The sequence below is a fragment of the Streptomyces bottropensis ATCC 25435 genome (assembly GCF_000383595.1).
GTDB lineage: Bacteria > Actinomycetota > Actinomycetes > Streptomycetales > Streptomycetaceae > Streptomyces > Streptomyces bottropensis.
The window spans coordinates 1600728-1625409 of sequence record NZ_KB911581.1; the positions used below are offsets into that span (position 1 = coordinate 1600728).

Consider the following 24682-nt stretch of genomic DNA (forward strand, 5'->3'; position numbering starts at 1 on the left):
CGGCCGAACGACTCGTACGTTCTCCCGCCCAGCCGCCGACCGTCTACCCCCGGCGCTCCATGAAGCGCAGCATGTTCCCCGCCGGATCGCGGAAGGCGCAGTCGCGGACGCCGTAGGGCTGGTCCATGGGCTCCTGGAGGACGTCGGCGCCGGCGGCCTCGACGCGGGCGTAGAGGGCGTCGCAGTCGGTGGTGGTGAAGTTGACGCCGCGCAGGACGCCCTTGGCGAGGAGCGTGGCGATGGTCTCGCGGTCGGCGGGTGAGATGTCGGGGTCGGCGGCCGGGGGTTCCAGGACGATCTCGACGTCCGGCTGGAGAGGGGAGCCCACGGTCACCCAGCGCATGCCCTCGAAGCCCACGTCACCGCGGACCTCCATGCCCAGCACGTCACGGTAGAAGGCGAGCGCCTTGTCGTGGTCGTCGACGGCGAGGAAGCACTGGGCGAGCCTCAATTCCGGGGCCGGGAGTCTGTTCGGGACGTGTGTGACGTTCGGATCGTTCGTGGCCATGCCTTCACGCTAGGGCGCTTCGCTCGGTTCCGCCGCGCGCACGCGGTGCCGGGACGGGCGGGTCAGGCGTTTCGCCACGCACGCGGGGATCGCCGCGCTCTCCTCGTGCGAGCGCGCCCGGTACGCGCTCGGCGTCTCGCCGACCAGCTCGGTGAAGCGCGAGCTGAAGGACCCCAGGGACGTGCACCCGACCGCGATGCACACCTCGGTCACCGTCAGGTCGCCGCGGCGCAGCAACGCCTTGGCACGCTCCGTCCTGCGGGTCATGAGATAGCCGTACGGGGTCTCGCCGTAGGCCGCGCGGAAGCTGCGCTGGAAGTGTCCGGGGGACATCAGCGCGGTGCGGGCGAGGGCGGTCATGTCCAGCGGCTCGGCGTACTCGCGGTCCATACGGTCCCGCGCCCGCCGCAGCCGCACCAGGTCGTCCCGGTTCATGGCCCCAGCATCGCACCGACCACGGACAACGGGCCACGCGCGGCCCGGCCCCCGTGCTCACCCCTTCACCGCCGAGTTGGCCACCCCCTGGACGAACCACCGCTGGAAGAAGGCGAAGACGATCAGGACCGGGAGGACGAGGAGGACGCCGAAGGCGAGGATCTGACCCCAGTCCGGGGGCTGCTGGCCCTGGAAGACGCTCATCTCCAGCGGCAGCGGGCGCACCGACGGGTCCGAGACCATCAGCACGGGCCACAGGAACGAACCCCACTGGGTGAGGAAGGTCAGGATCGCGACCGACGCGAACGCCGGCTTCGACATCGGGACGATGATCGCGAAGAAGGTGCGCCAGGGGCCCGCGCCGTCCAGCCGGGCCGCCTCCTCGATGCTCGGCGGGATCGAGCGGAAGAACGTGTGGAACTGGTAGACCGAGAACGCGTTGGCGATGAAGGGGAGCGCCTGGATGAAGAGCGTGTTCCGCTGGTCGTTGAACAGGTAGAACAACGGCACGGCCACCGACTCGAACGGCACCAGCATCAGCAGCAGGACCAGGGTGAACACGGCCTCCCGCCCCCGCCACCGCAGCCGCGAGAGCCCGTACGCCGCCATCGAGTTGACGAAGAGGCCGCCCGTCACCACCACGAACGCCAGCAGCAGCGAGACGCCCATGAACTGCCAGAAGTGACCGGTGCTGTCGGAGTTCAGGCTGTCCAGGACGGCGGCGTAGTTGTCGAAGGACAGATGGGTGGGCAGGAAGCCGGACAGACCGTTCAGGACCTCGTCGGACGGCTTGAGGCTGCCGAGGAGGAGGTAGAGGACCGGCAGTGTGAAGACGAAGGCCAGGACGGAGAGGACGGCGTAGTCGAGGAACCGGCGCAGCCCGGTGCGGGACGGGCCGGCCCCCGCGCTCGTCCCGGTCCGCGTGCTCGTCCGCGTGCGCAGACTCGTACTCGTGGTGGTGCTCATGCTCAGTCCTCGTTGTCGGGCCGGACGACGCGGCGCTGGATCAGGGTCAGGACGACGACGATCAGGAAGAAGACGACGGTGATCGCGGACGCCTGACCGACGTTGTTCTGGTCGAAGGCCGTCGTGACCGCCTGGTACATCACCGTGCGCGCGGCGTCCTCGTCGAGGCCGCCGCCCTTGACCAGCACGTACACCTGGTCGAAGACCCGGAAGGACAGCACCGAGGTGAGCATGGCGACGAAGACGAGCGTGCCGCGGATGCCGGGCAGGGTGATGTGCCGGAACTGCTGCCAGGCGGAGGCCCGGTCGAGCCGGGCGGCCTCGTAGCGCTCGCCCGGGATCTGCTGGAGGCCGGCGAGCAGGATGACCATCTGGAAGCCGACACCCTGCCAGACGGAGAGCACGATGATCGAGGCCATCGCCGTCAGCCCGTCGCCGAGCCAGTCGAACGCGCCCCAGTTGCCGAGACTCACCGCGTCCAGCACCGAGTTGAGCATGCCCTGGTCGCTGCGGGCGAGGATCAGTCGCCAGATCACGGCCACGAGTGCCATCGGGAAGACGACCGGCAGGAAGAAGAGCGAGCGGAACAGGCCGATCGCCTTCAGCTTGCGGTTCAGCAGGATCGCCAGGCCCAGGGCGAGACCCGTCTGCAGGGGGACGACGACCACGGCGAAGGTCAGGTTGTTGAGCAGCGCCCGCAGGAACGGGCCGGAGAGGTCGGGGTCGGTGAGCAGCCGCCGGTACTGCTCGATCCCGAAGAAGGTGGGTTCCAGCGGGGAGCCGAGGCGCACGTTGTAGAAGGAGAGCACCACGGCGTAGCAGAAGGGGATGCCGACGAAGGCGATGAGCCCGGCGACGGCCGGCGCGGACATGAGCAGTCCGTGCAGCCATTCGCGGTTCCGGCGGGACGGCCGCCGGGCCGGGTCACCGACGGGGGAGGCCTGCGTCCGGCCTGGCGCCGCCGCGGGCGCGGGTTCCACGGCTTTCACGGTTTTCACGGGAGGGTCCTCTTCCCTGCGGGGCGGGCGGCCACGTGGTGTGCGCCCGCCCCGGCCGATGGGTTCGACTGAACCCGATGGGTCGTGTGGGTCCTGTAGGTCGTGTGGCTACGGGTGCTACGGGTGCTACGGGTTCCGAGGGGCTACGGGATCGCGTAACCCGCGTTGTCCGCGAAGTCGCGGTCGATGGCGCGGGCGGCCTCGGCCAGGGCGTCCTCGGGATCGGCGCCCCCGTAGATCGAGTTGAGCGCCTCGCCGAACTTCGCGGTCACCACCGGGTATCCGGCGGTCACCGGGCGGGTGACGGCGACACAGGACTTGCTGATGTCGATGTCGCCGCAGGGCTTGGCGAGCTGGTCCGCGAAGAGCTGGAGCGGGCCGCCCTTCTTGTACAGCTCGCTGGCGGCGAGCGCCGACCTGGTCGCGGGCGGGGCGCCGTTGGCCTTCGTCATCGCGCCGACGTTGGTGTCGTCGAGGAGGAAGTCCAGGAAGGCACCGGAGGCCTTGGCGTTCTTGGAGTTCGCGCCGACGCCCCAGGCCCACGAACCCTGGCCGGTCTTCGGGCCGTCGCCGAAGTCGGGCAGCGGCAGCACGACCAGGTCGTCGCCGAGCGCCTCGCTGTAGGCGGGGTACATCCAGTGCCCGACCCAGCTGAGGGCGACCCGGCCCTTGGCGAAGGCGTTGCCGTCGGTGTTGGCGTCGACGGTGCTCTTCCAGGACTGGAAGGTCTTCATGGCCGAGACCACCGCCGGGGTGTCGAGGGCGCCCGCGGCCTTGCCGTCCTTGAGCAGGGAACCGCCGGCCGACCAGACGACCGGGGCGAAGCCGTAGGTGCCCCACTCGGTGGCGTAACCGTTGCCCTCCTGCAGGTCGAGGACCTTCCCGTCGGAGTCCTTCGCCTTCAGCGCCTTCAGCGCCGCGTCGAACTCCTCCGCCGTCCAGGCGTCGTCCACACCCTTCGGGTACGTCACCCCGGCCGCGTCCAGCAGCTTCTTGCTGCCGTACATGCCGAGCCCGGAGTCGAACATGCCCAGGCCGTAGTGCTTGCCGTCGATCTCGCCCTGTGCCTTGCTCGCGTCCGTGGCGTTGTCGAGGGTCCCGGCGGAGACGTAGTCGTCGATCGGGGCGAGCTTCTTGGTGTAGACGAAGTTGGCCATGGTCGGGCCGTCGAACTCCAGGACGTCCGGCAGCTTGTCGGCGTTCGTGGCGGTGATCGTCTTGGTGTAGTCGGTCTCCGGTATCAGCTTCAGCTCGACCTTCACCTTGTCCTGCGAGGAGTTGAACGACTTCACCGCGTTCTGCAGCGCCTCCGACTCGCTCTTCTGCCCCTGGTGGGCCCAGACGCTGATGGTTCCCTCACCGCTGCCGGCCTCGGCGGACGTGTCGCCGCCGCCACCACCGCCGCAGGCGGCCAGGGCTGCCAGGGGGAGGGCCAGGGCCAGGCCCGCACGGGCCGTGCGGCGGAACCTCTTGCTGGTCGGGCTGGGGGTCGGGCTCATGGTGTGTGCCTCCGTGCGGGATGAGGGTGCGAGGAGCGGGTGCGCCGAGAGGTGCGAGGTGCGGGGCATTCGGGGGGTGGGACCGGCGCGGGTGTCGCGGCGTGCGGGTGCGCGGCCCCGTGGTGAGGGAGCGTGGGTGAGGACGCGGGGGTGGATGGGGGCGGGGACGTGGGCGTGCGTGGCTGGGGAGGCCGGGGCGGACGGGAGGTCACCGCGGTCCGGCCGGAGGTCACTGGGGTCCGCGTGGGCGGGGCGGTGCCGTCGTCTCGCGCAGGACCAGCCGGATGGGCATCTGCACATGGCCGGGCTGCTCGGTGTCCGGCTCGTCCAGCCGGCGCAGCAGCAGCCGGGCCGCTTCCGCGCCCTGGCCGGCGACGGGCTGGGCGACGGTGGTCAGGCCGACCACGTCGGCGAGTTCGTGGTCGTCGAAGCCGACCACGGACACGTCGTCCGGCACCCGCAGCCGATGCCGCCTGAGCGCGCGCAGCGCGCCCATCGCCATCTCGTCGGACTGGGCGAACACGGCGGTCGGCGGCCGGGACGCGGCCAGCAGCTCGGTCATCGCCCGCTCACCGCCGTCGACGGTGTAGTCGCCGTCCGCGACCAGGGCCGCGTCGTGCTCGATCCCGGCCTCGGCGAGGACGTGCAGATAGGCGGCGCGACGGTCGAGGGGCGTGGTCCAGTGCAGCGGACCGCTGGCCCCGGAGATCATGCCGATCCGCCGGTGGCCGAGGTTCACCAGATGCCGTACGGCGCTCTCCGCGCCCGCCCGGTCGTCGATGCCGACCACGGTGAAGCCGGGCCGGGGACCCCCGACCGTGGAGGCCAGCGGCACCCCGAGCGAGCGCAGGGCCGCCGACTCGTCCTCGTCCGGGATGAGCAGCGAGAGCACCGCGTCGACCCGCTTGCGCACCGGCAGCTTGGTGAAGAAGCGCTTGCGTGCCTCGGGCGAACCCAGGTTGTACAGCAGGACGTCGTACCCGGCCGCGCTGAACACCTGCTCGGCGGCGTCCAGCACGGTGCCGAAGAACCAGCGGCCGATGTACGGGGCGACGACCCCGATCGTGTACGTCCGCCCGCTGGCCAGGCTGGACGCCGAACGGGAGGCCGTATAGCCGAGTTGTGCGGCGACGGCCGCGATCTGCGCCCGCACCTCGTCCGAGACTCCCGGCCGGCCCCGCAGCGCGCGGGACACGGTGGACGCCGAGACCCCGGCGGCGGTGGCGACATCGGTGATGCTGACCGTCACGGCGGTCTTCTCCCGTCGGTAGGGCGTGGGTCGGCGTCTCGCGTGGAATCCCGCGCCGGTTTCACGTCGGTGTGAGCTGTTGGGGTGACGTGACCGTAAACCCGCCTCCTCTGTTGCGCAAGCGTTTGCGTTCAGATTTACTTGCGCTGATTCTCCAGTGACACCCTCCGGAATCATGGTCAGCGCACGCGTTTGGGCGCTGTGAGCGACAGGACTGCTGCGCATGCGATACGCCCCGCCCGGCCTCTGCGTGAACGACTTCGCCCTGCTCCGCGACGACGACGGCACCTACTCCGTGCTGCACCTCCAGGGCCCCTGGACCGACGACTTCGACCACCTGCGCATGGAGACCTCCTACGGCCGGGCCACCTCGGCCGACCTGGTCGCCTGGTTGCCCGAGGGCAGCGTGTTCGGCAACGGCCTGCCGGGCCGCTTCGACCAGCGGGCGGTCTGGACGATGCACCCGTTCCGCCATGGCACCGGTATGGCGATGCTCTACACGGGCGTGCGCGGGCTGACGCCGGAGGGCTGGCCGTTGCAGGCGGTGGGCCTCGCGTACTCCGACCGCACGGACGGCACGGGCTGGCGGCGCCACGGCACGGAGCCCGTCGTCGAGGCGGACCCCCGCTGGTACCGCACCGCCGACCGCATGGGCTGGCGGGACCCGTTCGTCGTGCGCGACGACGAGGGCGACGGCTGGGCGATGGTGATCTGCGCGAGCGACGTCTCCCTCCCCGTGGAGACCGGTGGCTGTGTCGCCCTCGCCACCTCCGACGACCTGGAGCACTGGACGGTCCACCCGCCCCTGATCTCCCCCGGCGACGTCGACGAACTCGAATGCCCGGTCCTGGAACGCCTCGATGACGGAACCTGGCTCCTCCTCGGCTCCATCGGCGCGACCCGGGGCTTCGAGGCATGGACGGCCCCGCGCCTGCGCGGCCCGTGGACCCGCCGGGGCGTGCTCGGCCCGTCGGGGGCGTACGCCCCGCGCGTCATCCTCGCCCCCGACGGCTCCCGGGTCGTCCTGCACACCACCCCCCGCCGCGTCGGCCTGACCGACACCGGCGACCACTGCCGAGGCATGCTCGCCCAGCCCAAGTCCCTGGTGACGGGCGGGGATTCGGCCCCGCGGCTGGAGTGGTGGCCCGGCCTGGACGCCTGGCTGGGCGAGGAGACGCACGCCGCGGCCCCGCATGCCGTCGGCGACGTCGAGGTCTGCGGCCGCCCCGTCGAAGTCACCCTGCGCACCGACTCCTTCGGCCCCGACCGCGCGAACGCCGAGCCCGCGGACACCCCCGACCGCGCCGAGAGTCCCGCCCTGACCGTCGGCTGCGACGGCAAGAACCTCCGGATCACCGGCGCCGCCGGTACCCCCCTCGCCGAGACCGTCCTCCCCGAAGCGGCCGGCACCCTGCGCATCCTGACCGTCGGGGAGTACGTCGAGATCTACGCCGACGGGGTCTTCGCCCTGACCACGCTCTCCTACACGGGCCGCCCCGCCCCCTGGACGGCGGTCACCGAGGACGGCACGAGGACCGTCCCCGTCCGCCCCCTCCGTCTCCCGGCCCCCGAGCGCGACGACGCCTCCGCCATCTGGCCCGGCCCCGACGGGAGTTGACCGGCGCTCCGGCCCGGTCGACGGGGCCCCGCGAAGTGCGGGCAGGAGTGGTTCGGCAGGGCCCGGCGGACGGTGCGCCCCCCCCGCCACGATCCGGTGCGCCCGGCCAGGAGCGGGCTGTTCTGGCACGGCGGCCGGGGGCCCGCGCTCCTCACCCGGAGGACATCGTCCGGCTCCGGCTCGACACCGCCGAACCGGCCTTCCTGTCGGCCTGCGAGACGGCCCGCTGCACGGCCCGGCTGCCCGACGAGGCCCTGCGGCCCAGCATCTCGCGGGAGCGCCGCGGCTGGCGGGCTTCACCCATGTCGTGGCCGCACAGCGGGCCGCCGAGGACACCACGGCCCGGGAACCGACCGCGCACTTCTCCGCCGAACTCCGCCACCCCGATCACCCGGACGCCCTGCTCCGGGCCGCCTACGTGCACACCGGCCCGTGAGCCGCCCGAATCCCGGCACCGCGCTGTCCCGCCTGCTGAACGACGACGACCTGCGGCGCAACGGTGTCCGGGCCGAGGCCCGGCTCCTCGGCCGTCCGCGCGGACCCGGACAGGACGCTCCGCACGGCCCCGGAACTTCACCGCACGGCCCCGGAAACACAACCGCACCCGGCCCGTGACACCGCCGTGCGGGACGGCGGCATACGGACCGGGTGCGGTCGAGAGAGGCCGGGTCAGGCCTTCTTGGTCTCCCAGAAGATCTTGTCGATCTGGGCGATGTAGTCGAGCGCCTTCTGGCCCGTCGCCGGGTCGGTGGACGCCTTGGCGGCCGAGAGGGCCTTGAGGGCGTCGTTGACCAGCTGGTGCAGCTCCGGGTACTTCTCGAAGTGCGGGGGCTTGAAGTAGTCGCTCCACAGCACCGAGACGTGGTGCTTGGCGAGCTCGGCGCGCTGCTCCTTGATGACGGTCGCGCGAGCCTGGAAGTGAGGGTCGTCGTTGGCGGCCATCTTGTCCTGCACGGCCTTCACCGACTCCGCCTCGATGCGGGCCTGGGCCGGGTCGTACACACCGCAGGGCAGGTCGCAGTGGGCGCTGACCTTGACCTTGGGGGCAAACAGGCGGGAAAGCATGGAGCGTTCCTTCCTCGTGATCGTCTTCTCAGGTGGGACATTACTCCCTGCGAGAGTGGTTTTCGCGGGTGCCCCCATGGGCTTAGGACAAAAGTCCGGGGTCAGACTGGGACTGGTGGAGGAACGAACCGGGGAGGTGCCGGGGATGCCGGAGCTGTCGCAGGAGAGCGAGCTGGAGCGGGCCCTCCTGCCCTTCGGAGTGGCCGAGGTCACAGGACCGTCCATGGTCCCGACGCTGCGCCACGGGGACCAGCTGCTCGTCCACTACGGCGCCCGCCTCCGGGTCGGCGACGTGCTGGTGCTGCGGCACCCCTTCCAGCAGGACCTGCTCGTCGTCAAGCGGGTCGCCGAACGGCGCGACGGCGGCTGGTGGGTGCTCGGGGACAACGCGTACGCGGGCGGGGACAGCACCGACTACGGGGTCGTGCCCGACGAACTCGTCCTCGGCAAGGTGCGGTTCCGCTACCGGCCCCGGCCCGGCGGTCAGCGCTCGCCGTTCGCGCTCGCCCGCTGGGTGCTCTCGGCCGCCCGGCCCGTGTTCGGCGACCGGTCTGCCTCCAGGCGTTTGCGGGCCCGGTAGGCCGCCACGTTGGCGCGGGTCGCGCAGCGGTCCGAGCAGTAGCGCCGGGAGCGGTTGGTGGAGGTGTCGAGGTAGGCGTTGCGGCACGGCGCCGCCTCGCACAGGCCGAGCCGGTCCACGCCGTACTCGGTGAGGTGGAAGGCCAGGCCCATCGCCGCGATCGCCGCGTAGCCGGCCGTCGCGTTCGAGGGGTGGTCCGCCAGGTGCATGTGCCACAGCGGGCGGCCGTCGTCGTCGCGGAAGTCGTGGCCGGAGATCTGCGGGCTCACCGGGAACTCCAGCAGCAGTGAGTTCAGCAGGTCCACGGCGAGGGTCTCGTCCCCGTCGTTCGCCGCCTCGAAGACCGAGCGCAGCCGGGCCCGTACCGACCGGAACCGGGTCACGTCGGCGTCCGTCGCCCGCCGGGCCGCCTGCCGGCTGGGTCCGAAGAGATCACGGACGGCCTCGACCGAGGTGAGCGCGTCCTTGCCCCGGTCCGGCTCCTCGGTGTTCACGAGGCGTACGGCGTAGTCCGAGTAATGGGCCAGTTCCACTTGTAGTCCTTACGAGGGCGCTCTATTGTCGTGATGCGGGTCAGGTAATGGCTGCTCGTACTTACAGGGTATTACGCAGTAGGCGGAAGACGCGGTACGCGGAAGAAGGGGCCTCATGACCACCACAGCCGGAACCGACTGGCATGCCTGGCAGGAGAGCTGGGACCGGCAGCAGGAGTGGTACCTGCCGGACCGTGAGGAGCGGTTCCGGGTGATGCTGGACATGGTCGAGGCCTTCGCCGGACCCGAGCCCCGCGTCCTGGACCTCGCCTGCGGTACGGGTTCCATCACGTCCAGACTGTTCGCGCGGTTCCCGAAGGCCGTCAGCACCGGCGTGGACCTCGATCCCGCGCTCCTGGCGATCGCCGAGGGCACGTTCGAGGGCGACCCCCGGGTCACCTTCGTCACCGCCGACCTCACCGACCCCGACTGGACGACCCGGCTGCCGTACGACTCGTACGACGCCGTGCTGACGGCCACGGCCCTGCACTGGCTGCACAGCGAACCCCTCGCCGCCCTCTACGGTCAGGTCGCGGAACTCGTCCGCGACGGCGGTGTCTTCATGAACGCGGACCACATGATCGACGAGTCGACGCCCCGGATCAACGCGGCGGAGCGCGCGCACCGGCACGCGGGTATGGAACAGGCCAAGGCGCGCGGCGCCGTCGACTGGGCCGCATGGTGGCAGCTCGCCGCCCAGGACCCCGTGCTCGCCGGGCCGACGGCCCGCCGTTTCGAGATCTACGGGGAGCACGCCGACGGCGACGTCCAGAGCGTCGGCTGGCACGCCCGCGTCCTGCGCGAGAAGGGCTTCGCCGAGGCCCGCGCGGTCTGGTGCTCGCCCTCCGACTCACTGGTGCTGGCGGTGAGGTAGACCGCCGCGCGCACGGACGGGTGCACGAGCGAGGGGCGGTACGGAGATCCGTACCGCCCCTGCCTGTCGTGCCGCGGCGCTACAGCACCTTGGACAGGAACGACTGGGTGCGCTCCTCCTGGGGGTTGGTCAGCACGTCGCGGGGGTTGCCGGACTCGACCACCACTCCGCCGTCCATGAAGACCAGGCTGTCGCCGACCTCGCGGGCGAAGCCCATCTCGTGGGTGACGACGACCATCGTCATGCCGGACTCGGCCAGGTCGCGCATGACGTCGAGGACGTCGCCGACCAGCTCCGGGTCGAGCGCCGAGGTCGGCTCGTCGAAGAGCATCAGCTTCGGCTCCATGGCCAGCGCCCGGGCGATGGCCACACGCTGCTGCTGGCCGCCGGAGAGCTGGGACGGGTAGTTGCCCGCCTTGTCGCCGAGGCCGACGCGCTCCAGCAGCTCACGGGCGCGGTCGCGGGCCTGGGCCCGGCTGACGCCCTTGACCTGGACCGGCGCCTCCATGACGTTCTCGGCGGCCGTCATGTGCGGGAACAGGTTGAAGCGCTGGAAGACCATGCCGATGTCACGGCGCTTGAGCGCGACCTCGCTGTCCTTCAGCTCGTACAGCTTGTCGCCCTTCTGGCGGTAGCCGACCAGCTCGCCGTCGACGTACAGCCGGCCGGCGTTGATCTTCTCCAGGTGGTTGATGCACCGCAGGAAGGTCGACTTGCCGGAGCCGGAGGGGCCGATGAGGCAGAACACCTCGCCCGTCTGCACCTCCAGCTCGATGCCCTTGAGGACCTCGACGGGGCCGAACGACTTGTGGATGCCCTCGGCCTTCACCATGGCGGTCATGCCGAGACTCCCTTCGGACGGCGCACGGGCAGTACGGCCGCCTTGAATCGCTGCATCGGTGTCGGCGGGAGGGACCGCGAGGAGCCCTTCGCGTAATGCCTCTCCAGGTAGTACTGCCCGACGCTGAAGATGCTGGTCAGGATCAGGTACCAGGCGGCGGCGAGGAACAGCATCTCCACCGTGGAGCCCGAGCCCTGGCCGATGTCCTGGGCGGCCTTGAGCAGATCCACGTACTGCACCGTCGAGACGAGCGACGTGGTCTTCAGCATGTTGATGACCTCGTTGCCCGTGGGCGGCACGATCACGCGCATCGCCTGCGGGATGACGATCCGGCGCAGCGTCTTGGCGTGACTCATGCCGAGGGCGTGCGACGCCTCGGTCTGGCCCTCGTCGACCGAGAGCAGACCGGCGCGGCAGATCTCCGCCATGTACGCGGCCTCGTTGAGACCGAGGCCGAGCAGCGCCGTCAGCAGCGGCGTCATGAAGGAGGACCAGTAGTCCTTGTAGATCGGGCCGAGGTTGATGTACTCGAAGACCAGACCCAGGTTGAACCAGACGAAGAGCTGGACCAGGACCGGCGTGCCGCGGAAGAACCAGATGTAGAACCAGGCGACCGACGAGGTCACCGGATTGTTCGACAGCCGCATCACGGCGAGCAGGATGCCGCCGACGATGCCGATCACCATGGACAGCACGGTGAGCAGGAGGGTGTTCAGAACGCCCTCGATGATGCGGTCGTCGAAGAAGTAGTCGGGGACGGCGCCCCAGTTGATCTTCTTCGCCTGCGCGAACGCGTAGATGATCGAGCCGAGCAGAGCGAGCGCGATGGCCGCGGACACATAACGCCCCGGGTGCCGGACCGGAACGGCCTTGAGGGCCTCCGGACCGGCGGGGGGAGTGTCCGAGGGACCGTCCGTCTTGCTGACGTCAACAGTCACGGGTGGAGCCTTTGCCTTTCAGAACCGAGCCGAGAATCAGGAGCCGCCGTTGACCTTGGCCTCGGTGATCGCGCCGTCCTCGACGCCCCACTTCTTGACGATCTTCTCGTACTCGCCGTTGTCGATGATCGCCTGGACGGCGGCCTGCAGCGCGTCGCGCAGCTCGGTGTTGTCCTTGGCGACGGCGATGCCGTACGGGCCGGCCTCGACCTGGTCGCCGACGATCTCGAAGTACTTGCCGCCGCCCGAGGTCTTCACCGAGTACGCGGCGACCGGGTAGTCGGCGGAGACGACGTCCGCGCCCTTGGAGCGCATCCGGGTCTCGGCCTCGGGGTTGGTGGCGAAGTCCTCGATCTTGAGGGCCTTGCCGCCGTCCTTCTTGCACTTCGCCGCCTGGTCCTTGGCGAGGTCGTGCGAGAACGTGTTGCGCTGCACGGCGATCGTCTTGCCGCACAGGTCGTCCCAGGTCTTGATGCCCTGGTCGTCGCCCTTGTTGGTGTACAGCGAGACGCCCGCGGTGAAGTAGTCGACGAAGTCGACGCCGGCGCCGACCTTCTTGCCGGTGTCGGCGTCGATGCCCTCCTGGCGGTCCTTGGTGTCCGTCATGGCCGACATGGCGATGTCGTACCGCTTGGCCGCCAGACCACCGATGAGGGTGTCGAAGGTGGCGTTCTGGAACTTGAAGTCCACGCCGAGCTGCTTGCCCATCGCCGCGGCGATGTCGAGGTCGATGCCGACGACCTTGCCGGACTCGTCCTTGTACTCCACGGGGGCGTACGCGATGTCCGAACCGACGTTGATCACGCCCTTGTCCCGGAGGGCCGCGGGCAGCTTGTCGGCCAGCGGGGCACCGCTGGCCGAGGCGGTCTCCGAACCGCTGTCCTTGCTCTTGGTCTGGTCACCGCAGCCGGTGAGCAGCAGGGCGCCCGCGACCGCGATCGCTCCGACGGCGGCGGTACGGGAACGCAGGCCGGTCGTACGACAGGTGGTGCTTGCGGTCATGGTGGGTTCCTCCGGCGGGGGTGGTGTGGAGTTGCCGACAGGTCGACGATTAACACGCGTCTTCGAGTGTGGCGACCTCGTGTGATTACGGCATCTTGCCATTCGGGCATGTGCAATCAGATGACCGGCCATGTCAAAATCGGATAACGGGTGACCCCCCGATGACCTACGAACCGCCGCGGACCAGGTGATCACACCGGATCCTGTGCGGGAATTCCTCCTTCCGGCCGGAAGATCTTCGGCGCATCTCAGGATGCGGTCGGCCTCGAACTCCGCACACGTGGCTGTACGTGACTTGTCATGACGTGTACCGACTTGCCCCGTTATCCGTCGATGAATCGAACGGTCCATGATCGTCTTCAAATGACCTACGAGTTGTGACCTTCGAGGTATCAAGACGTGTGGACTCGTCGTCGGCACCGTCCGTCCGGTAAGAAGGTTCCTTACACCCCTCATCCGGGGCCCAGGGCGCGTGTGCGGCGCGCCCGTCGCGTCTGAGCCCGCAGGCGTCGCCGTACGTATCGGTGACCTGGGACTTACGCGGTGCCCGCCCGCTTGCGGACCGGAAGCGGAACACCCTCAAACCATGAAGACCTAAGGGGTAACACCAGTGGCAGCGGAGATTGTCAATCCTCGCACCGACAGTGGCGACGACAGTACGGGACAGGAGGGCGGGGCGGAGCCTCTCAATTCCCTCGACTCCTTCGACCCCGCCTTCGCCCTGCACCGGGGCGGCAAGATGGCCGTGCAGGCCACCGTGCCGATCCGGGACAAGGACGACCTGTCCCTCGCCTACACGCCCGGCGTCGCGCGGGTGTGCACCGCCATCGCCGAGCAGCCCGACCTGGTCAACGACTACACGTGGAAGTCGTCGGTCGTCGCCGTCGTGACGGACGGTACAGCGGTCCTCGGACTCGGCGACATCGGCCCCGAGGCCTCCCTGCCCGTGATGGAGGGCAAGGCGATCCTGTTCAAGCAGTTCGGCGGCGTCGACGCGGTGCCGATCGCGCTCGCCTGCACGGACGTCGACGAGATCATCGAGACCGTCGTCCGGATGGCGCCCTCCTTCGGCGGCGTGAACCTGGAGGACATCTCCGCGCCCCGCTGCTTCGAGATCGAGAAGCGGCTCCAGGAAGCCCTCGACATCCCCGTCTTCCACGACGACCAGCACGGCACGGCGGTCGTGACGCTGGCGGCGCTGCGGAACGCGGCGAAGCTGACCGGGCGCGGGCTGGGCGATCTGCGGGCCGTCATCTCGGGCGCGGGCGCGGCCGGTGTGGCCATCGCCAAGATGCTGCTGGAGGCCGGTCTCGGCGACGTCGCGGTCGCCGACCGCAAGGGCATCGTCTCCGCGGACCGCGAGGACCTCACGCCGGTCAAGCGGGAACTCGCCGAACTCACCAACCGGGCCGGGCTCTCGGGCTCCCTGGAGGACGCCCTCGCGGGCGCGGACGTCTTCATCGGCGTCTCCGGCGGTACGGTCCCGGAGGCGGCGGTGGCCTCGATGGCCGAGAACGCGTTCGTCTTCGCCATGGCCAACCCCAACCCCGAGGTGCACCCGGACGTCGCGCACAAGTACGCGGCGGTCGTCGCCACCGGGCGGTCCGACTACCCGAACCAGATCAACAACGTCCTCGCCTTCCCGGGGATCTTCGCGGGGGCCCTCCAGGTGCGGGCCTCCCGGATCACCGAGGGGATGAAGATCGCGGCGGCCGAGGCGCTGGCGTCGGTCGTCGGCGACGACCTCGCCGCGGACTATGTCATTCCGTCGCCGTTCGACGAGCGGGTCGCTCCTGCCGTGACCGCGGCGGTCGCCGCGGCGGCTCGGGCGGAGGGTGTGGCTCGGCGCTGAGCCGAGTGCCGGGGCGGTGCGGGATGGTCTCGCCCCCGCCGCCCCTACCCGTCCCCTCACCAGGGGCGGTGCCCCTGCGCCCCCCAGTGCGGGTCCGGTGGGTCCGCGGGTCCGGTGGGGGCTGGTCGCGCACTTCCCCGCGCCGCTGAAAAAGCGGGGCCGCGCCCCTGCTTTTTCGGCCCGGGAGGGCCGGAGGCACTCAGGCGCGCGGAACTGCGCGAGAAGTACCACTCGGCCGCACCCGCCGTACCACCCGTGCTCCCGAGTTCGATCGCGCGAGTCCGGGTGACGGGACGCGTGTCACAGTCCTCCCCGGTTCCATCGCCTCCGGCGTCCCCCTATGGTCAGGCGCATGTTCGCTGCCTACGCCGCCCGCATCGACCGTGATCGACCGCTCGACGGACTGGAGTTGGGTGACCGCCCGGCCCCGGAACCGAGGCCCGGCTGGACGACCGTGAGGGTGAAGGCCGCCTCGCTGAACCACCACGACCTGTGGTCCCTGCGCGGGGTCGGCCTCGCCGAGGACAAGCTGCCCATGATCCTCGGCTGTGACGCCGCCGGTGTGGACGAGGACGGCAACGAGGTCGTCCTGCACTCGGTGATCGGCCAGACCGGCCACGGGGTCGGCCCCGACGAGCCCCGCTCGATCCTCACCGAGCGCTACCAGGGCACCTTCGCCGAACTCGTCTCCGTCCCCACCTGGAACGTCCTCCCCAAGCCCGCGGAACTCTCCTTCGCGGAGGCCGCCTGTCTGCCCACCGCCTGGCTGACGGCATACCGCATGCTCTTCACCAACGCCGGCGTACGCCCCGGTGACTCCGTCCTCGTCCAGGGCGCCGGCGGTGGTGTCGCCACCGCGGCGATCGTGCTGGGCAAGGCGGCCGGACTGCGGGTCTTCGCCACCAGCCGGGACGAGGCCAAGCGCAAGCGCGCCCTGGAGCTGGGCGCGGTGGAGGCGCTGGAGTCGGGGGCCCGGCTGCCGCAGCGTGTCGACGCGGTCATCGAGACCGTCGGTGCCGCCACCTGGTCCCACTCGGTGAAGTCGCTGCGCCCCGGCGGCAGCCTCGTCATCTCGGGCGCCACCAGCGGCGACCGCCCCTCCCACGCCGAACTGACCCGCATCTTCTTCCTCGAACTCAAGGTCGTCGGCTCCACCATGGGCACCAAGGACGAACTGGAGGACCTCCTCTCCTTCTGCGCCGCGACGGGCGTCCGCCCCGTCATCGACGAGGTGCTTCTCCTGGACCGCGCCCGCGAGGGCTTCGAACGCCTGGCGGCGGGCGACCAGTTCGGCAAGATCGTGCTCACCAGCCCCTGACGGACTCTCTCGTTACAGCGACGGCGACGGCGACGGCCGGCCCGGTTCTCCGGGCCGGCCGTCGTCATGTCAACTGGGGTTGACGCGACAGTGGATGTCAACGTAGGTTGACATCATGACCGAAGCAACGGATCTCGCCGAGCGCGCGGGCGACGGCGACCCCCGGGTCGGGCTGCGGGCCGTCGCCGCGCTGCGGAGGCTGCTGGAGCGACTGGAGTCGGTGCAGGTGCGCAGCGCCCGCCGGCAGGGCTGGTCGTGGCAGGAGATCGCCACGGAACTCGGAGTGAGCAGGCAGGCCGTGCACAAGAAGTACGGGAGGCATTGATGTTCGAACGGTTCACGAAAGACGCCCGTGCCGTGGTTCTGGGAGCGGTGGACCACGCCGAACGCACCCGTGCGACGGAGGTGACCGAGGAGCACCTCCTCCTCTCCTTGCTGGACCGCGAGGCCAGCCGCGCCTCGTTCGCCCTGGCCGCGCTGGGGCTCGCCGGAGCGGACCGCCGGGAGTCCGTCGAGCGTGCCCTCGCCGAGGCCCGCCGCCGAGGTGGGCTCTCCCGCGCCGACGTCGACGCCCTCTCCGGCCTCGGCATCGACCTCTCCGAGATCGTCTCCCGCGTCGAAGAGGCTCACGGCGTGGGGGCGTTGGCCTCGGAGCGGAAGGGCTTCGGGAGCGGCTGGGCGCGCCGTTCCGGCCACCGGCCCTTCACCCGCGACGCCAAGGACGTCCTGACCCGTTCCCTGCGCGCCGCCCACGCCCACCGCGACCGGCACATCGGCGACGAACACCTCCTTCTGGCCCTCACCACCCGCCCCGGCATCCCGGCCGAGGTCCTCGCGGACCACGGGGTGACGTACGCGGCGCTGGAGCGGGTGCTGTACGGGGCGGGGGAGGCCAAAGCGGGGTGAGTGCACCGGGTGAGCCGCTGGGTGAGCGCGCCGGGGGTGCGGCGAATGCCGCCCCGCCTCATCCCTTGGGTGCCCGCAGCACCACGCCGATGTGGGCCGCCGCTGTCGACAGGTGGCGTCGGGCGTCGCGCAGCTGCTCCTCGGTCACGCCGTGGTCGCGGGCCGCGTCACGAATGTCGTCGCGGAAGCGGTCCAGGAGACGGTCGAGGTCACGGGCCGGTTCACCCGTGGGCGGCTCGTGCACCCAGGCGGGCTCGTACCCGGCCGGGAACTCCTCGGGGGTGGCCGAGTACTCGGGCTCCCCGGCGCCGGTCGCCGCGCCCGTACGCCCGAAGCCGAAGTCCTTTCCGAACTCCATTCCGAAGTCCTTCCCGAACTCGCCGAACTCCTTGGCCAGTTCGGTCAGCCCCTCCCGGACGCCTGTCGGCCAGTCGCCCCGGGTGAAGTGGTCCTGGACGTGGTCCTGGACTCGCTTGGCGATGCGCTGCAGCTCCTCCTGGGCCTGGGTGCGGGCATGCTCCTGTGCCTCCTTGGCCTGGCGGCGGGCACGCTGGGCCTCCTCACGGGCACGCCGGCTCTCGTCCTTCGCGCGGCGTGCCTGCTCCTTCCACTCCTGCTTGACGCGGCGCATCTCCTCCTTGGCGGCCCGCCAGGACGCGTTGTCGGCGTACCCCCCGAACTCCCCGGGCGTCCCCTGCTCCCCCTCGCCCGTCCCGCCGCCCCCGCGGGCCTCGGACGCGGCCGCCCGCATCTCGCGGCGCAGGTCGCCCGCCGCGCCCCGTACGTCGGCCCGGATCTCGGCGGCCAGCTCCGCCACCGATTCGCGGATCTCCAGCTCCAGATCGGCCAGCTCGCCGCCGCGGTCGGCCAGTTCGGCGCGGCCCGCGTCCGTGATCGCGTACACCTTGCGGCCGCCCTCGGTGGTGTGGGTGACCAGTCCCTCCGCCTCCAGCTTGGCCAGACGGGGGTAGACGGTGCCGGCCGAGGGGGCGTACAGGCCCTGGAAGCGTTCCTCCAGCAGCCGGATCACCTCGTAGCCGTGGCGCGGCGCCTCGTCCAGCAGCTTCAGCAGATACAGCCGCAGGCGTCCGTGGGCGAAGACGGGAGGCATGTCAGAACACCTTCTTGTCGGTCGTGCGGTCGGTCGCGGCGTCGGCCGGCCGGTCGGCCCCGGGGGCGTCCGGTCCGTCGTCCGGGACGGGCGCGTGGCCGGACGGGTTCTCCGCCGCGGCGGAGAACCCGTCCGACGAATGGTCGCTCATGCCCTCGGGCCGGTGGGTGGGCGGGGGGCCGCCGTGGCCGTCGGTCGGGTCGGTGGGCGAGGGCTCGCTTTCGTCATCGGGTCGGTCGGCGGCCGGGAGGCCGGTGGAGACGGACCCGCTCGGTGTCGCGTCCGGTGTACCCGGACGCGGGTCCTGCCGCGCTCCCGGGGTCCGCCCCGCCTCCGTCGCCTCCGCCGCGTCCGCCGCCTTCTCCGCGCTGTCGCCCGGCTCAGGCTCCCCGGCCTCCGCCCGGCCCCCGCGGTCCGGCTCCCGTGGTTCGTCCTCCGACGGGGGCCTGCGCAGGAGGGCTATGGACCCGGAGACGGTGGTGGCCCTGAGGCGGCCGTTGCCCGCGCCCAGGCGGCCGGTGATCTTGTGGGCGCCCCAGGGACCGCTGACGCGGAGGTCTTCGAAGGCGTTGGAGATGGTGCCGCTGGCGGTGTTGGCCTCGACCTCGGCGTCGGTACGGTGGGGGAGACGGATGGCGATCTCACCGGAGACACTGGTGAGGCCGACGTCGGTGGGGCCGCCCGTGGGATCGAGGTCGAGGATGATGGAGCCGCTCACCGAGTCGGCCTTCACGCTGGGGCAGGACCCCTCCATGACGGTCAGGTCGCCGGAGACGGAGCTGAGCCGGAGGGCGCCGCTGAGGAACTGCGCCTCCACGTTCCCCGACACCGTCGTGGCGCGCACCGGGCCCGCCAGACCGACCAGGGTGGCGTCGCCCGAGACGCCCTTCACCTCGGTGTGCCCCTCCAGCCCGGTCACGACCGCCGTCGCGCCGACCACGCCCACTTCCACATGGGTGGCCGCCGGGACGGCCAGCGACACCAGGACGTTGCGACGCCAACCCTTCCGGCCGAGCCACTTGAGGAAGCCCTTCCAGGGCAGGTCGTCGTAGGCGACGGTCAGGGTGCCGCCCTTCTGCGTCACCGTCAGGGGTGGGCCCTCGACTGCGGACACCTCCAGACGGGCGGAACTCTCGTCGGTGCCCACCACGTTGACCGTTCCGTTGACGACGCGCACATGCAGTGCCGTCACCGGTTCGTCGAACGTGAGCCTTTGCGGCTCGGCGACGGACCATTCGGACATGGTGCTGACCCCCTCGGCATGACAGACGGGCAGGACGAGAGGACGTAGACCATACACGCACTATCGCGTTCTCACTATTCACGATATATCGCGGTCACGGAAAGTCAAGACACCCGTTCTGGTGACCTCACTCGTACATAGGGGGCAAATCGGCCTAGCGTGGAGGGCATGTCGACGGAACGCTCCCCGGGGCCCCGTGCCCCCCGGCCCACCCCCGCCCCCGGCGCGCTCCTGCTCTGCCGGGCGGATCCCGACTCCGTCGCCCCCGTCGCCCAACTGCTCCGCGAGCGCATGCTGCTCACCCCCGCCGGAGCCGAGTGGACCGCGCTCGTGCCCGAGGGAAAGCCCTGGCTGCAGGGCGGAGAACCCGTCGACCGCGTGCTCACCGGCTGGGCGACCGCCCTGGCCGTCGGCGTTCCCTGGCCCGTGCTCGCGCTGTGGTGGGACGCGGACCGCAGCGGCTACACCCTCGCCGCCGGCTTCCGCCGCACCGTCGGCTACGTATGGCTCGCGAACGGCACCCCGGTCGGCGAGGACGAGGCGATGCGTACGTTCGCGGCTCGTCTGGGCCTGGACCCGGTGCTCGACGCGCAGGCCCTGGACGGCCTGACACGACCCGATCCGACGGCGGACGCCCGCTCCCGGCTGCTGGGCCTCCTCGCCGTCCTCGCCCGCGCGGGCGTGACGCTCCCCGCCGGCCTCGGCCCGGGCGAACCCGCCGACCGGCTCCGCGAGGTCGCCCGTGTCCAGCCCGGCGTCCAGCGCATCGAGTGGACCGGCTGGCGCGGGGCGGTCCGTACGGAACTCGACGCCCTCGAACGCGGCCGCCTAGGCCCCTGGCTCCCCTGGGCCGGCACCCCCAGAGCCCGCGCCCTGGCCGCCGCGCAACTCCTCGCGGGCCTACCGCTCACGGCCTGGGGCCTGCACCGCCGGAGCCTCGGCTGGCTGACCGCCGGCAGCCTCCTCATCACCCACGGCGCCGTGGGCCTGCTGTACGACCTGTCCCACCCGCGCGACTGAGTGCTCTCGCTCCTGACCCGAGTGCTCCCGTTTCTGCCGAAGGCGACGGCTACTCGTCCTCGTCCTCGTCGTCCAGCCGCGCCAGCCAGGTCGCCAGCCGCTCCACCGGCACCTCGAAGTCCGGATTCAGATCGACGAACGTCCGCAGCTGCTCGGCCAGCCACTCGAAGGTGACCTCCTCCTCGCCGCGCCGCTTCTCCAGTTCCTCGATGCCACGGTCCGTGAAGTACATGGGTCAAGGATAAGTGCGGGGAAACGGCCGGGCCGCACCCCTGGAGACGGGGTGCGGCCCGGTTGCGTACGGTCGTCGAGGGTTGTTACGCCTCGAACACCTCACGCACCAACTGCTCCTGCTCGGCCTGGTGCCGCTTGGCCGAACCCACCGCAGGCGACGAGCCGTGCGGGCGGGAGATGCGGCGGAGCCGCTCGCCGTGGGGGACGTCCGCGCCGACCGCGAGGTCGAGGTGGTCGATCAGGTTGAGCGCGATGAACGGCCAGGCACCCTGGTTCGCCGGCTCCTCCTGGGTCCACAGGTACTTCTCGGCGTTCGGGTACTTGTTGACCTCCGCCTGGACCTCGGCACCCGGCAGCGGGTAGAGGCGCTCGATGCGGATGATCGCCGTGTCCGTGATGCCGCGCTTCTGGCGCTCGGCCTCCAGGTCGTAGTAGACCTTGCCGGCGCAGAAGACGACCTTCTTGACCGCGTTCGGGTCGACCGAGCTGTCGCCGATGACCGGGCGGAACTCACCGCTCGTGAACTCCTCCGCCTTCGACGCGGCGGCCTTCAGGCGCAGCATCGACTTCGGGGTGAAGACGACCAGCGGCTTGTGGTGCGGGTTGTGCACCTGCCACCGCAGGAGGTGGAAGTAGTTCGACGGGGAGGTCGGCATGGCGACCGTCATGTTGTTCTGCGCGCACATCTGCAGGAAGCGCTCCGGGCGGGCGGACGAGTGGTCCGGACCCTGGCCCTCGTAGCCGTGGGGGAGCAGCAGGGTGACGCCGGACGTCTGGCCCCACTTCTGCTCCGCCGACGAGATGAACTCGTCCACGACCGTCTGGGCGCCGTTGACGAAGTCGCCGAACTGGGCCTCCCACATCACCAGGGACTCGGGACGGGCGAGCGAGTAGCCGTACTCGAAGCCCATCGCCGCGTACTCGGAGAGCAGGGAGTTGTAGACGTTCAGCCGCGCCTGGTCCTCGGAGAGGTACATCAGCGGCGTGAACTCCTCGCCCGTCTCACGGTCGATGATCACCGCGTGACGCTGGCCGAAGGTGCCGCGCTGCGAGTCCTGGCCGGCCAGGCGGACCGGGGTGCCCTCCAGGAGGAGGGAGCCGACCGCGAGGGTCTCGCCCATGCCCCAGTCGATCGTGCCGTCCTCGACCATGGCCGCCCGGCGCTGCAGCTGCGGCAGCAGACGCGGGTGGGCGGTGATGTGGTCGGGGACGTTGACCTGGGACGCGGCGATGCGCTTGACGGTCTCCGCGGTGATCGCGGTGTCCACCGCGACTGGGAAGCCGTCCTGCGGGTCGTGGACCTCGCCGGACACCGGCTGCGAGGTGGCCTCGCGGACCTCGGTGAAGACCTTCTCCAGCTGGCCCTGGTAGTCCTGCAGGGCCTGCTCGGCCTCTTCCAGGGTGATGTCGCCGCGACCGATGAGGGACTCGGTGTAGAGCTTGCGCACCGAGCGCTTCTTGTCGATCAGGTCGTACATCAGCGGCTGGGTGAAGGCCGGGTTGTCCGACTCGTTGTGACCGCGGCGGCGGTAGCAGATGAGGTCGATCACCACGTCCTTGTTGAACGCCTGGCGGAACTCGAAGGCCAGCCGCGCGACGCGGACCACGGCCTCCGGGTCGTCGCCGTTCACGTGGAAGATCGGGGCCTCGATCATGCGCGCCACGTCGGTGGCGTACATCGACGAGCGCGAGGACTCCGGGGCGGCCGTGAAGCCGACCTGGTTGTTGATGACGATGTGGACCGTGCCGCCGGTGCGGTAGCCGCGCAGCTGCGACATGTTCAGGGTCTCGGCCACCACGCCCTGGCCCGCGAAGGCCGCGTCGCCGTGGATCGCCACCGGCATGACCGTGAAGTCCGTGCCGCCCTTGTTGATGATGTCCTGCTTGGCACGGACGATGCCCTCCAGGACCGGGTCGACCGCCTCCAGGTGAGAGGGGTTGGCGGCCAAGGAGACCTTGATCTGCTCGCCGTCCAGGCCCGTGAAGGTGCCCTCGGCGCCCAGGTGGTACTTCACGTCGCCGGAGCCGTGCATCGACTTCGGGTCGAGGTTGCCCTCGAACTCGCGGAAGATCTGGGCGTACGACTTGCCGACGATGTTCGCCAGGACGTTCAGGCGGCCGCGGTGGGCCATGCCGATGACGACCTCGTCGAGACGGGACTCCGCCGCGCTGTCGATGACCGCGTCGAGCAGCGGGATGACCGACTCGCCGCCTTCGAGGCTGAAGCGCTTCTGGCCGACGTACTTCGTCTGCAGGAAGGTCTCGAAGGCCTCCGCCGCGTTCAGCCGGCGCAGGATGCGCAGCTGCTCCTCGCGCTCCGGCTTGCTGTGCGGGCGCTCGATGCGGTCCTGGATCCAGCGGCGCTGCTTCGGGTCCTGGATGTGCATGAACTCGACGCCGGTCGTACGGCAGTACGAGTCGCGCAGGACGCCGAGGATGTCGCGGAGCTTCATCAGGGACTTGCCCGAGAAGCCGCCGACCGCGAACTCCCGCTCCAGGTCCCACAGGGTGAGCCCGTGCTCGGTGATGTCCAGGTCGGGGTGCTTGCGCTGGCGGTACTCCAGCGGGTCGGTGTCGGCCATGACGTGGCCGCGGACCCGGTAGGAGTGGATCAGCTCGAAGACGCGGGCGGCCTTGGTGACGTCGTCGTCGTGCGAGGCGTCGATGTCCTTGAGCCAGCGGACCGGCTCGTAGGGGATACGCAGGGCCTCGAAGATGTCGTCGTAGAACCCGCCCTCGCCGAGCAGGTAGTTGGCGACGACCCGCAGGAACTCGCCCGAGGCGGCGCCCTGGATGACCCGGTGGTCGTACGTCGAGGTCAGGGTCATGACCTTCGAGATGCCCAGCTTGTTCAGGGTGTCCTGCGACGTGCCCTGGAACTCGGCCGGGTAGTCCATGGATCCTACGCCCATGATGACCGACTGACCGGGCATCAGACGCGGGACCGAGTGGACGGTGCCGAGGCCGCCGGGGTTGGTCAGGGAGACCGTGACACCGGTGAAGTCGTCCATCGTCAGCTTGCCGTCACGGGCGCGGCGGACGATGTCCTCGTAGGCCTGCCAGAACTCGAAGAAGTTCAGCGTCTCGGCCTTCTTGATGCCCGCGACGACCAGCTGGCGGTCGCCGTTGGGCTTCACCAGGTCGATGGCGAGGCCGAAGTTGACGTGCGGCGGCTTGACGAGGGTGGGCTTCCCGTCCTTCTCCGCGTAGTGCCAGTTCATCGACGGCATCGTCTTGATGGCCTGCACCATCGCGTAGCCGATCAGGTGCGTGAAGGAGATCTTCCCGCCCCGGGCGCGCTTCAGGTGGTTGTTGATGACGATGCGGTTGTCGAACAGCAGCTTCACCGGGACGGCGCGCACGGACGTGGCCGTGGGCAGCTCCAGGGAGGCGTTCATGTTCTTCGCGACCGCGGCGGCGGGGCCGCGCAGCGTGATGAACTCCGGGCCCTCGGTGGCGGCGGCCGGCGTGGCCTGCTTCGCGGGTGCGGCGGCCGCCGGCTTGGCGGGCGCGGCCGGAGCGGCGGCGGGCTTCGCGGCGGCCGGGGCCGGTGGCGCCGCGGCGGGCTTCGGGGCCGCCGGGGCGGGCGCGGCCGCCTTGGCGGGGGCCTGGGCCTGGGCCGGGGCGGCGGGTGCCGCGGGTGTGGTGGTCGCTGCGGCCCCCGCGGCCGCAGTGCTCGCCGGAGCCGAGGCGGCAGCGGCGCCCGGCTTGTAGTCGGCGAAGAAGTCCCACCAGGCTCGGTCTACCGAGTTCGGGTCCTGGAGGTACTGCTGATAGATCTCGTCGACGAGCCACTCGTTCGGTCCGAAGGCCGCGGCGGGGTTCTTACCCGCTTGGTCTGCGTCGGTCGAGATGCTCGAGTTACTGGGGGACTGTGGCGACACGGCGGCAA

25 protein-coding genes are annotated in these 24682 nt (G+C 70.7%); 9 read left to right on the top strand and 16 right to left on the bottom strand.

Going from position 1 to position 24682, the window contains the following annotated elements; genetic code table 11:
• Positions 1-43 precede the first annotated feature (43 nt).
• The 6 genes from STRBO_RS0107230 to STRBO_RS0107255 form a co-directional block, all read right to left on the bottom strand.
• The gene (locus STRBO_RS0107230; RefSeq protein WP_005480390.1) at positions 44-508 is read right to left on the bottom strand and encodes a VOC family protein; all 465 of its coding nucleotides are present in this window, start codon (positions 506-508) and stop codon (positions 44-46) included.
• Positions 509-517: 9 nt separating this feature from the next.
• Positions 518-943, bottom strand: coding sequence for a helix-turn-helix transcriptional regulator (locus STRBO_RS0107235; RefSeq protein WP_005480389.1), 426 nt, complete (start codon positions 941-943; stop codon positions 518-520).
• A 57-nt stretch (positions 944-1000) separates the two neighbouring features.
• Positions 1001-1909, bottom strand: a complete 909-nt coding sequence (locus tag STRBO_RS0107240; RefSeq protein ID WP_005480388.1) for a carbohydrate ABC transporter permease — start codon at positions 1907-1909, stop codon at positions 1001-1003.
• A gap of 2 nt (positions 1910-1911) precedes the next feature.
• Positions 1912-2898 carry a carbohydrate ABC transporter permease gene (locus STRBO_RS0107245; RefSeq protein WP_028796522.1) on the bottom strand — a complete coding sequence of 329 codons (987 nt, stop codon included), beginning with the start codon at positions 2896-2898 and terminating at the stop codon, positions 1912-1914.
• A 152-nt stretch (positions 2899-3050) separates the two neighbouring features.
• Positions 3051-4406, bottom strand: coding sequence for an ABC transporter substrate-binding protein (locus STRBO_RS0107250; protein WP_020113999.1), 1356 nt, complete (start codon positions 4404-4406; stop codon positions 3051-3053).
• 229 nt (positions 4407-4635) lie between these two features.
• Positions 4636-5655 carry a LacI family DNA-binding transcriptional regulator gene (locus tag STRBO_RS0107255; RefSeq protein WP_005480384.1) on the bottom strand — a complete coding sequence of 340 codons (1020 nt, stop codon included), beginning with the start codon at positions 5653-5655 and terminating at the stop codon, positions 4636-4638.
• Positions 5656-5878: 223 nt separating this feature from the next.
• On the opposite strand from STRBO_RS0107255, the gene STRBO_RS0107260 reads away from it, so the two are divergent.
• Positions 5879-7273 (top strand): glycoside hydrolase family protein, encoded by a 1395-nt coding sequence (locus tag STRBO_RS0107260; RefSeq protein ID WP_005480382.1) that lies wholly within the window; start codon positions 5879-5881, stop codon positions 7271-7273.
• A gap of 151 nt (positions 7274-7424) precedes the next feature.
• Here the strand turns inward: STRBO_RS0107260 and STRBO_RS43415 are convergent, their stop codons facing one another.
• A complete protein-coding gene (locus STRBO_RS43415; RefSeq protein ID WP_005480381.1) occupies positions 7425-7577 on the bottom strand; it encodes a hypothetical protein in 153 nt (50 codons plus the stop codon).
• Between the two features lie 3 nt (positions 7578-7580).
• Here STRBO_RS43415 and STRBO_RS45355 point away from each other — a divergent pair, with 3 nt between their 5' ends.
• Positions 7581-7709: a hypothetical protein gene (locus tag STRBO_RS45355; RefSeq protein ID WP_005480380.1), complete on the top strand. Its 129-nt coding sequence runs from the start codon at positions 7581-7583 to the stop codon at positions 7707-7709.
• A gap of 233 nt (positions 7710-7942) precedes the next feature.
• Here the strand turns inward: STRBO_RS45355 and sodN are convergent, their stop codons facing one another.
• The gene (gene sodN, locus STRBO_RS0107270) at positions 7943-8338 is read right to left on the bottom strand and encodes a superoxide dismutase, Ni (RefSeq protein ID WP_005480378.1); all 396 of its coding nucleotides are present in this window, start codon (positions 8336-8338) and stop codon (positions 7943-7945) included.
• 145 nt (positions 8339-8483) lie between these two features.
• Between sodN and sodX the strand changes: the two genes are divergently transcribed.
• Complete coding sequence (gene sodX / locus STRBO_RS0107275) at positions 8484-8918, top strand: nickel-type superoxide dismutase maturation protease (RefSeq protein ID WP_020114000.1); 435 nt, start codon at positions 8484-8486, stop codon at positions 8916-8918.
• Here the strand turns inward: sodX and STRBO_RS0107280 are convergent.
• Positions 8822-9451 (bottom strand): CGNR zinc finger domain-containing protein, encoded by a 630-nt coding sequence (locus STRBO_RS0107280; protein ID WP_005480376.1) that lies wholly within the window; start codon positions 9449-9451, stop codon positions 8822-8824. The two genes, sodX and STRBO_RS0107280, sit on opposite strands and share 97 nt — an antisense overlap.
• A 115-nt stretch (positions 9452-9566) precedes the next feature.
• Between STRBO_RS0107280 and STRBO_RS0107285 the strand changes: the two genes are divergently transcribed.
• Entirely contained in the window at positions 9567-10325 is a 759-nt protein-coding gene (locus tag STRBO_RS0107285; RefSeq protein WP_005480375.1) for a class I SAM-dependent methyltransferase, read from the top strand.
• A 79-nt stretch (positions 10326-10404) separates the two neighbouring features.
• Here the strand turns inward: STRBO_RS0107285 and STRBO_RS0107290 are convergent, their stop codons facing one another.
• Genes STRBO_RS0107290 through STRBO_RS0107300 form a run of 3 tightly spaced genes read right to left on the bottom strand, consistent with a single transcriptional unit; the run spans position 10405 to position 13106 of the window.
• Positions 10405-11166, bottom strand: a complete 762-nt coding sequence (locus STRBO_RS0107290; RefSeq protein ID WP_005480374.1) for an amino acid ABC transporter ATP-binding protein — start codon at positions 11164-11166, stop codon at positions 10405-10407.
• The gene (locus STRBO_RS0107295) at positions 11163-12104 is read right to left on the bottom strand and encodes an amino acid ABC transporter permease (RefSeq protein ID WP_005480373.1); all 942 of its coding nucleotides are present in this window, start codon (positions 12102-12104) and stop codon (positions 11163-11165) included. Before STRBO_RS0107295 ends, STRBO_RS0107290 begins: the two co-directional genes overlap by 4 nt.
• Positions 12105-12140: 36 nt before the next feature.
• The gene (locus STRBO_RS0107300) at positions 12141-13106 is read right to left on the bottom strand and encodes an ABC transporter substrate-binding protein (protein ID WP_005480372.1); all 966 of its coding nucleotides are present in this window, start codon (positions 13104-13106) and stop codon (positions 12141-12143) included.
• Between the two features lie 610 nt (positions 13107-13716).
• On the opposite strand from STRBO_RS0107300, the gene STRBO_RS0107305 reads away from it, so the two are divergent.
• The 4 genes from STRBO_RS0107305 (at position 13717) to STRBO_RS0107320 (ending at position 17182) form a co-directional block, all read left to right on the top strand.
• Positions 13717-14958 carry an NAD(P)-dependent malic enzyme gene (locus tag STRBO_RS0107305; protein WP_005480370.1) on the top strand — a complete coding sequence of 414 codons (1242 nt, stop codon included), beginning with the start codon at positions 13717-13719 and terminating at the stop codon, positions 14956-14958.
• Positions 14959-15310: 352 nt separating this feature from the next.
• Positions 15311-16276, top strand: coding sequence for a zinc-binding dehydrogenase (locus STRBO_RS0107310; protein ID WP_020114001.1), 966 nt, complete (start codon positions 15311-15313; stop codon positions 16274-16276).
• A gap of 115 nt (positions 16277-16391) precedes the next feature.
• On the top strand, positions 16392-16601 hold the full coding sequence (locus tag STRBO_RS0107315) for a helix-turn-helix domain-containing protein (RefSeq protein WP_005480368.1): 210 nt from the start codon (positions 16392-16394) through the stop codon (positions 16599-16601).
• Positions 16601-17182 carry a Clp protease N-terminal domain-containing protein gene (locus STRBO_RS0107320; RefSeq protein WP_005480367.1) on the top strand — a complete coding sequence of 194 codons (582 nt, stop codon included), beginning with the start codon at positions 16601-16603 and terminating at the stop codon, positions 17180-17182. The genes STRBO_RS0107315 and STRBO_RS0107320 overlap by 1 nt, the downstream gene beginning before the upstream one ends.
• Positions 17183-17240: 58 nt before the next feature.
• Here STRBO_RS0107320 and STRBO_RS0107325 read toward each other — a convergent pair whose 3' ends face one another.
• Together STRBO_RS0107325 and STRBO_RS0107330 are read right to left on the bottom strand one after the other, a co-directional pair.
• On the bottom strand, positions 17241-18293 hold the full coding sequence (locus STRBO_RS0107325) for a PadR family transcriptional regulator (protein WP_005480366.1): 1053 nt from the start codon (positions 18291-18293) through the stop codon (positions 17241-17243).
• 1 nt (position 18294) lies between these two features.
• Positions 18295-19536: a DUF4097 family beta strand repeat-containing protein gene (locus STRBO_RS0107330; protein ID WP_020114002.1), complete on the bottom strand. Its 1242-nt coding sequence runs from the start codon at positions 19534-19536 to the stop codon at positions 18295-18297.
• Between the two features lie 168 nt (positions 19537-19704).
• Here STRBO_RS0107330 and STRBO_RS0107335 point away from each other — a divergent pair, with 168 nt between their 5' ends.
• Entirely contained in the window at positions 19705-20556 is an 852-nt protein-coding gene (locus STRBO_RS0107335; protein WP_020114003.1) for a hypothetical protein, read from the top strand.
• Positions 20557-20605: 49 nt separating this feature from the next.
• On the opposite strand, the gene STRBO_RS0107340 is transcribed toward STRBO_RS0107335, so the two are convergent.
• Positions 20606-20788: a DUF6104 family protein gene (locus STRBO_RS0107340; protein ID WP_003961784.1), complete on the bottom strand. Its 183-nt coding sequence runs from the start codon at positions 20786-20788 to the stop codon at positions 20606-20608.
• 85 nt (positions 20789-20873) lie between these two features.
• Positions 20874-24674, bottom strand: a complete 3801-nt coding sequence (locus STRBO_RS0107345; protein WP_020114004.1) for a multifunctional oxoglutarate decarboxylase/oxoglutarate dehydrogenase thiamine pyrophosphate-binding subunit/dihydrolipoyllysine-residue succinyltransferase subunit — start codon at positions 24672-24674, stop codon at positions 20874-20876.
• Between the last annotated feature and the right edge of the window lie 8 nt (positions 24675-24682).

Bases quoted from the DNA above. Each gene is read 5' to 3' on its own strand.
- STRBO_RS0107230 (WP_005480390.1), bottom strand. From the start codon at position 508: ATGGCCACGAACGATCCGAACGTCACACACGTCCCGAACAGACTCCCG.
- STRBO_RS0107310 (WP_020114001.1), top strand. From the start codon at position 15,311: ATGTTCGCTGCCTACGCCGCCCGCATCGACCGTGATCGACCGCTCGAC.
- STRBO_RS0107325 (WP_005480366.1), bottom strand. From the start codon at position 18,293: ATGCCTCCCGTCTTCGCCCACGGACGCCTGCGGCTGTATCTGCTGAAG.
- STRBO_RS0107290 (WP_005480374.1), bottom strand. From the start codon at position 11,166: ATGACCGCCATGGTGAAGGCCGAGGGCATCCACAAGTCGTTCGGCCCC.
- STRBO_RS0107240 (WP_005480388.1), bottom strand. From the start codon at position 1,909: ATGAGCACCACCACGAGTACGAGTCTGCGCACGCGGACGAGCACGCGG.
- STRBO_RS0107300 (WP_005480372.1), bottom strand. From the start codon at position 13,106: ATGACCGCAAGCACCACCTGTCGTACGACCGGCCTGCGTTCCCGTACC.
- STRBO_RS0107260 (WP_005480382.1), top strand. From the start codon at position 5,879: ATGCGATACGCCCCGCCCGGCCTCTGCGTGAACGACTTCGCCCTGCTC.
- STRBO_RS0107320 (WP_005480367.1), top strand. From the start codon at position 16,601: ATGTTCGAACGGTTCACGAAAGACGCCCGTGCCGTGGTTCTGGGAGCG.
- STRBO_RS43415 (WP_005480381.1), bottom strand. From the start codon at position 7,577: ATGGGTGAAGCCCGCCAGCCGCGGCGCTCCCGCGAGATGCTGGGCCGC.
- sodN (WP_005480378.1), bottom strand. From the start codon at position 8,338: ATGCTTTCCCGCCTGTTTGCCCCCAAGGTCAAGGTCAGCGCCCACTGC.
- STRBO_RS0107235 (WP_005480389.1), bottom strand. From the start codon at position 943: ATGAACCGGGACGACCTGGTGCGGCTGCGGCGGGCGCGGGACCGTATG.
- sodX (WP_020114000.1), top strand. From the start codon at position 8,484: ATGCCGGAGCTGTCGCAGGAGAGCGAGCTGGAGCGGGCCCTCCTGCCC.
- STRBO_RS0107250 (WP_020113999.1), bottom strand. From the start codon at position 4,406: ATGAGCCCGACCCCCAGCCCGACCAGCAAGAGGTTCCGCCGCACGGCC.
- STRBO_RS0107340 (WP_003961784.1), bottom strand. From the start codon at position 20,788: ATGTACTTCACGGACCGTGGCATCGAGGAACTGGAGAAGCGGCGCGGC.
- STRBO_RS0107315 (WP_005480368.1), top strand. From the start codon at position 16,392: ATGACCGAAGCAACGGATCTCGCCGAGCGCGCGGGCGACGGCGACCCC.
- STRBO_RS0107335 (WP_020114003.1), top strand. From the start codon at position 19,705: ATGTCGACGGAACGCTCCCCGGGGCCCCGTGCCCCCCGGCCCACCCCC.
- STRBO_RS0107330 (WP_020114002.1), bottom strand. From the start codon at position 19,536: ATGTCCGAATGGTCCGTCGCCGAGCCGCAAAGGCTCACGTTCGACGAA.
- STRBO_RS0107285 (WP_005480375.1), top strand. From the start codon at position 9,567: ATGACCACCACAGCCGGAACCGACTGGCATGCCTGGCAGGAGAGCTGG.